The sequence below is a fragment of the Roseisolibacter sp. H3M3-2 genome (assembly GCF_029211165.1).
Taxonomy (GTDB): domain Bacteria; phylum Gemmatimonadota; class Gemmatimonadetes; order Gemmatimonadales; family Gemmatimonadaceae; genus Roseisolibacter.
The window spans coordinates 1-6,485 of sequence record NZ_JARGEK010000286.1; the positions used below are offsets into that span (position 1 = coordinate 1).

The window sequence follows — 6,485 nt, forward strand, 5'->3', positions numbered from 1 at the left end:
CGGCGTGACGCGGCGGTGCGGGCCGACACCGCCGCCCGCACCGATTCCGCGCGCCGCGCCGACAGCGTCCCCGCCGACACGAGCACGCCCGCACGCGCGCGGCGCGCCGCCGAGCCCGACCCGACCGGGCGCTGCGGGCGCAACATCACCTTCAACACGCCGCCCGTCTATCCCACGTCGCGCTTCCAGCTGCTGAACGACGGGGCAGGGAACGCGGTCTCGTTCTTCGGCGGCGGCGTGTTCGTCCGCTGCCCGGCCGTCGGGAGCACCCTGCGCGCCGACAGCGCCGAGTACTACGAGAACATCGGGCAGCTCATCCTGATCGGGAACGTCGTCTACGAGGAGCCGCGCCGGCATCGACTTTCGTCGTTCCGCCTCACGTACTACACGAACGAGGAGCGGCTGCTCGCCGAGGGGAACGTGATCGCCACGCTGCCGAGCGGGACGACGATGAGCGGTCCGACCGTGGACTACCTGCGGGCGGTCGCGCGGGTGCGCCCGGCGTCGCGGCTGACCGCGACCGGGCGCCCCGAGGTGCGGGCGGTCGGCGGCGCCGACCGCGGCCGCCGCGACAGCACGAGCCGCGGCCGCGACACCTCGGTCACGACCATCCTCGCCAACGTCATCGTCGACGAGGCCGACAGCGTGGTCTTCGCGTCCGGGCAGGTTGAGATCACCCGCACCGACCTCGTCGCGACGTCCGATTCGGCGACGTTCGACCAGCTGTCCGAGGTGGCGCGCTTGCTGCGCAACGCGAACATCCGCGGCACGCGCGGGCGCCCGTACACGCTGTCGGGCGCGCGCATCGACCTGTTCGCGCGGGAGCGCGAGCTGACCCGCGTCGTCGCGCGCGACTCGGCGCGGGTGGTCAGCGAGGACCTCAACCTCCGGTCGGACACCGTGGACATGCGGCTGGTGGGCGGCGAGATCGACCGCGCGTTCGCGTGGGGCCCGTCGCGGGCGGTCGCGACGTCGCCCGAGCGCGACGTGGTGGCCGACTCGATCGCCGCCGTGCTGCCGAACCAGCGGGTGCGCGAGCTGTGGGCCGTGCGGCGCGCGGTCGCGCGCACCGTCCCCGACTCGACCAAGATCGTCTCGAAGGAGCGCGACCTGCTGCGCGGCGACACGATCCACGCGCAGTTCGACACGCTCCGCGCAGACGGCGACACGTCGCGCACGCCGCCGGTGCGGCGCATCCGCGCCATCGGCAATGCCAGCTCGCTCTTCCAGGTCGCGTCGCAGAAGGGGCGCACCGCGCCGCCGTCGATCAACTACGTCCGCGGGCGCAACATCACGGTCGACTTCGATACCGGGGCGGTGCAGGTCGTGACCGTCACCGACTCGGCGGCCGGCGTCTACCTCGAGCCCGTGGACAGCACCGCCGACTCGACGCGGGTGGACTCGATCGCGGTGCCCGCGCCGCGGCTGGTCGCGCCGCCGGCCGGCGCGCTCCCGGGTACCCGGCCGGCGACGCCCCCGACGACGCCCCCCACAGCGCCGCCGACGACCCCGCCGGCTGGCACCCCGCCGGCCACCCCGCCCCCGCCGCCGCGGACCGGCACGCCCTCCCCCCGCGCTACCGTCCGGTGACGACCCCCGACTTCTCGCCGCTCCCGCCGTCCGTCCGCGCCGTGCTGGAGCAGGTCGCCGCGGACCGCTCGCTGGCGCTGGCGCTGCACGCCGTGATCGTCGCCGCGGACGGGAGCGGCGAGGCGCCCCTCGACCAGGTGGCGCCCCGCTATCGCGAGGACCACCTCGACGCGCTGCGCCACGAGAGCGCGGCGGCCGCCGAGCGCGAGGCGGGGCGGCTGTCGCTCGACGAGGTCCGGCAGCACCTCGTGAGCTCGGTGCTCCCGCGGCTGGCGTCGCTGGGCCACTTGGCGCTGCTCCCCGACGCGGCGGCGCCGCAACGGGTGCGGCTGTCGGAGGCGCTGTGGGCGCAGCTGGCCCCGGTGCGGGAGCGGGCGGCGGCCGAGTTCCGGCAGACGGGGGAGCACCACGTCGTCGCGGCGCAGCCCGCATCCGCGCCCGTACGGCGCCCCTCAGGGAGCCGGCTGGAGGCCGAGGGGCTGGTGAAGATCTACCGCAACCGCCGGGTCGTGAACGACGTGGCCCTGCACTTGCAACAGGGCGAGATCGTCGGACTGCTGGGCCCGAATGGCGCGGGGAAGACGACGACGTTCTACATGATCGTCGGTCTCATCGCGCCCAATGCCGGTCGCATCCGGCTCGACGGCACCGACGTGACCGACATGCCCATGTTCCGCCGCGCGCGGCAGGGGGTCGGCTACCTCTCGCAGGAGCCCTCGATCTTCCGCAAGCTCTCCGTCGAGGACAACATCCTGGCCATCCTCGAGACGCTCGACCTCAGCAAGCAGGAGCGCGCCGCGCGCCTGGAGGAGCTGCTCGGGGAGCTCAAGATCGAGCACCTGCGCCGCAGCAAGGCCTACCAGCTCTCGGGCGGCGAGCGGCGGCGGCTGGAGATCACGCGGGCGCTGGTCACGCGCCCGAAGTTCATGATGCTCGACGAGCCGTTCGCCGGCGTGGACCCCATCGCCGTCCACGACATCCAGAGCATCGTCGCCGACCTGCGCAACCGGGACATCGGCGTGCTGATCAGCGACCACAACGTCGAGCAGACGCTCGACATCGTGGACCGCGCGTACATCATGTTCGACGGCCAGGTGAAGGTCAGCGGCACCGTGCGCGAGCTGGTGTTCGACGACGAGGTCGCGAGGATCTACCTGGGCCCCACGCTCACCGCCCGACTCCGCGCCCGCTTCAGCGGCCGCGGCGACGACGGGCCGCCGACGGCCGCCCCTCCGGGCGCCGCCGACGCCGCCTGATATCCGAAGGACTGGTGCCATGAAAGCCGGCCTCAATCAGAGCACCCAGCTCAAGCAGGAGCTCAAGATCAATCCGCGCCTCTACCAGGCGATGGATCTGCTCTACATGCCCCTGCTCGACCTGCAGCAGCACCTCAAGCAGGAGCTCCTCAACAACCCGTTCCTCGACATGGTCGAGCCGGACGACGAGGAGGACGAGGAGGGCACCGAGGAGCCCCAGGCGGAAGCCGAGGAGGAGCAGAAGGAGAAGGACGACGAGATCGACTGGGAGGAGATCCTCCTGGACGGCTTCGACACGGGCGGGCGCCGCGAGGAGCACGAGGAGAAGGAGTACTACGAGCCGGTCACGGTCGACACGCGCGACCTGGGCGACCACCTGCGCGACCAGATCACCCTCCTCGACCTCAACCCGCGCCAGCTGATGCTCGCCGAGGAGTTCCTCGGCAACATCAACGAGGACGGGTACCTCGACTGCCCGGTCGACGAGATCCTGGCGACGGTCAACGACGTCGTGCGCGCCTCGGCCGAGGAGCGCGGGATGGACGGCGACGACGCGCCGGTGTTCACGCAGCCCGAGGCGGACGAGATGCTGCGCATCGTGCAGAGCCTCGACCCGCCGGGCGTGGGCGCGCGCAACCTGCGCGAGTGCCTCATGCTGCAGCTGCGCGACGCGGGGCTCGAGCACTCGGTGCCGTTCCGCCTCGTGCGCGACTGCTTCGACGAGCTGATCGCGCACCGCTGGAGCGAGATCTCCAAGCGCTTCGGCATCGCGCCGAGCGACGTGCAGCGCGCCGCCGACGAGATCGCGAAGCTGGACCCGAAGCCGGGGCTCCTCTACTCGGCGGGGACCGACAACTACATCATCCCGGACCTCATCGTCGACAAGATCGACGGCCGGTACCACGTCTTCCTGAACGACGCGAACCTGCCGCGCCTCAAGCTGTCCAAGGCGTACCAGGAGATCGCGCGCGACAAGAAGAAGTTCGACGGCGAGAGCAAGGAGTTCATCTCCTCGAAGCTCAACTCGGCGAACTGGATGATCCAGGCGATCGAGCAGCGCCGCCAGACGATGCTGAAGGTCATGAACTACATCGTCGACCGGCAGCGCGACTTCTTCGAGAAGGGCGTGCAGTTCCTCAAGCCCCTCACGCTGCGCGAGGTGGCCGAGGTGATCAACATGCACGAGAGCACCGTCAGCCGCGTCACGAACGAGAAGTTCGTGCAGACGCCGCGCGGCGTGCTCCCGCTCAAGTTCTTCTTCTCGTCGGGGCTCTCGACCACCGACGGCGAGGACGTGTCGGCCCGCGGGATCAAGGACCAGATCCAGAAGCTGGTCCAGGGCGAGGACGCCAAGAACCCGCTCACCGACCAGGCGATCGTCAACATCCTGAAGAAGGGCGGGGTGAACATCGCCCGCCGCACCGTCGCCAAGTACCGCGACCAGCTGGGCGTCCTCTCGGCCCGGATGCGCAAGCGCGTCTGACCGGCGCCCTCCCGGCGCGTGCCGGACGGGGCCGGCGCGATTAGACTTGGGCGGGTCATGACCGCCCTCGCGCCCGTGCCGCCGCCCGACTGCGTCGACGTCTCCGTCCTCGTCCCCGCCAAGGACGAGGCGGAGAACCTGCCGCTGTTCATGGAGCAGGCGGCCGCCGCCTTCGCGGCCGACCCCGGGGTCCGCTACGAGGTCGTCGTCGTCGACGACGGCTCGGTCGACGACTCGTGGGGCGTCCTGCAGCGGCTGGAGCGGGAGTACCCGTTCCTCCACCTCGCCCGCCACCGCGCCCGCCGCGGGATCGCCGACGGGCTGCGGACCGGCTACCTGCACTCGCGCGGCGAGGTGCTGGTCTTCTACCCGGCCGACCTCCAGTTCAAGCCGGAGGACATCCCGCGGCTCGTCGCCCCGATCCTCGCCGGCGAGAGCGACATGGTCACCGGCTACAAGCAGGGGAAGTACGAGAAGGCGTTCGTCTCCTCGATCTACAACCGCCTGAGCCGCTCGCTGTTCGACGTCCCGGTCCGGGACCTCAACAACGTGAAGGCGTACCGCCGCGAGATCATGACCGGGCTTCCCGTGCGCCCGGACTGGCACCGCTACATGATCGTGATCGCCGCGGCGCAGGGATACTCGGTCAGCGAGATCCCGGTCCCGCTGTACCCGCGGCACGCCGGCCGCTCGAAGTTCGGCATCGGGCGCATCCCGGTGGGCGTGCTCGACATGTTCGCCGTCTGGTTCGAGCTGCGCTTCGGCCGCAAGCCGCTCCTCCTGTTCGGGATGCTCGGCGCCGCGCTGTTCGCGCTCGGCAGCCTGCTCGGCGTCGTCGCGCTGGTCTGGCTGGCGATCGCCGGCTACGGGCAGCGGTGGATCTGGACGGTCGTCACGACGTGCGTGATCGTCGGCGTGGTGCTCTTCGTCGGCGGGCTGCTCGGCGAGCTGATCGCGCAGCAGCGCGCCGAGCTGGCCGAGATGCGGCGCGAGCTGGACGAGGAGCGCGCGGCGCGCGCGGCCCGGGCGCGCGACGGCTGACGGCGGCGGCGCGGCGTCCCGTGCGGGTCCTCTTCCTCGCGCATTCGTACCCGCGCCACCCCGACGACGTCGCCGGGAGCTTCCTCCTCCGCCTCGCGGTCGCGCTGCAGGAGCGCGGCGCCGAGGTCCGCGTGCTCGCCCCGGACGCGGCGGGTCTGGCCGCGGAGGACTTGATCGAGGGCGTGGCGGTCCGGCGCTTCCGCTACGCGCCGCGCGGCTGGCAGACGCTCGCCTACACGGGCGCGATGGCCGACGGGGCGCGCGGGTCGAGGCGCGGCGTCGCGGCGTTGCTCGGCCTCGTGGCCGCCGGCGCGCGTGCCGCACGTGCCGAGGCGGCGGCGTGGGGCGCCGACGTGGTGCACGCGCACTGGTGGTTTCCCGGCGGGCTCTCGCTGGCCCCGGCGACGGCGAGCGCGCGGCGGCCGCTCGTGCTGACGATGCACGGCTCGGACGTCCGCCTGGCGGCCGGCGTGAAGCCCGCGCGCGCGTTGTTCCGCCACGTGGCCGCGCGCGCCGCCGACCTGACCGCCGTGTCGTCGTGGCTGTGCCGCCGCGCGAGCGAGATGGCGCCCGGGCTGCGCTGCGAGGTCGCCCCGATGCCGGTGGCCGCGGCGCGCTTCGCCGCGCCGCCCGCCGCGGCGCCGCGCGAGGGCGTGCTCTTCGTCGGCCGGCTGACGGCGCAGAAGGGAATCGACCTGCTGCTGCGCGCGGCGGCGACGCACCTGCCGGGCGTCCCCCTGACGATCGTCGGCGACGGCCCGGAGGAGCCCGCGCTGCGCGCGCTCGCCGACGCGCTGGGCGTCGCGTCCCGCGTGCGCTGGCTCGGCGCCCGCCCGCAGGCGGAGCTCGCGCAGCTGTACGGCGCGGCCCGCGTGCTGGCGGTCCCGTCGCGCGAGGAGGGGCTGGGGCTGGTCGCCGTCGAGGCACAGCTCTGCGGCACCCCGGTGGTGGCGTTCGCGTCGGGCGGTCTGCCCGACGTCGTGCACGACGGGGTGGACGGCGTGCTGGTGCCCGAGGGCGGCGTCGTCGCGCTCGGCGCCGCGCTCGCGGGCCTGGTGGGCGACCCCGCCCGCGCCGCGCGACTCGGCGCCGGAGCGCGCGAGGGCGCGCTCGCG

General features: G+C 73.1%; 4 protein-coding genes and 1 pseudogene. All 5 read left to right on the forward strand.

Going from position 1 to position 6,485, the window contains the following annotated elements; genetic code table 11:
• Nucleotides 1-1,590 (forward strand): annotated as a pseudogene (locus PYV61_RS18970) (hypothetical protein); the annotation flags it as partial.
• 464 nt (nucleotides 1,591-2,054) lie between these two features.
• Nucleotides 2,055-2,846 (forward strand): LPS export ABC transporter ATP-binding protein, encoded by a 792-nt coding sequence (lptB, locus tag PYV61_RS18975; RefSeq protein ID WP_275834536.1) that lies wholly within the window; start codon nucleotides 2,055-2,057, stop codon nucleotides 2,844-2,846.
• Between the two features lie 19 nt (nucleotides 2,847-2,865).
• Nucleotides 2,866-4,329: an RNA polymerase factor sigma-54 gene (gene rpoN, locus PYV61_RS18980; RefSeq protein ID WP_275834530.1), complete on the forward strand. Its 1,464-nt coding sequence runs from the start codon at nucleotides 2,866-2,868 to the stop codon at nucleotides 4,327-4,329.
• Nucleotides 4,330-4,386: 57 nt separating this feature from the next.
• Nucleotides 4,387-5,370: a glycosyltransferase gene (locus tag PYV61_RS18985; protein WP_275834532.1), complete on the forward strand. Its 984-nt coding sequence runs from the start codon at nucleotides 4,387-4,389 to the stop codon at nucleotides 5,368-5,370.
• 20 nt (nucleotides 5,371-5,390) lie between these two features.
• A partial coding sequence (locus tag PYV61_RS18990; RefSeq protein ID WP_275834534.1) for a glycosyltransferase occupies nucleotides 5,391-6,485 on the forward strand: 1,095 nt, incomplete at its 3' end.

Bases quoted from the DNA above. Each gene is read 5' to 3' on its own strand.
- PYV61_RS18985 (WP_275834532.1), top strand. From the start codon at position 4,387: ATGACCGCCCTCGCGCCCGTGCCGCCGCCCGACTGCGTCGACGTCTCC.
- rpoN (WP_275834530.1), top strand. From the start codon at position 2,866: ATGAAAGCCGGCCTCAATCAGAGCACCCAGCTCAAGCAGGAGCTCAAG.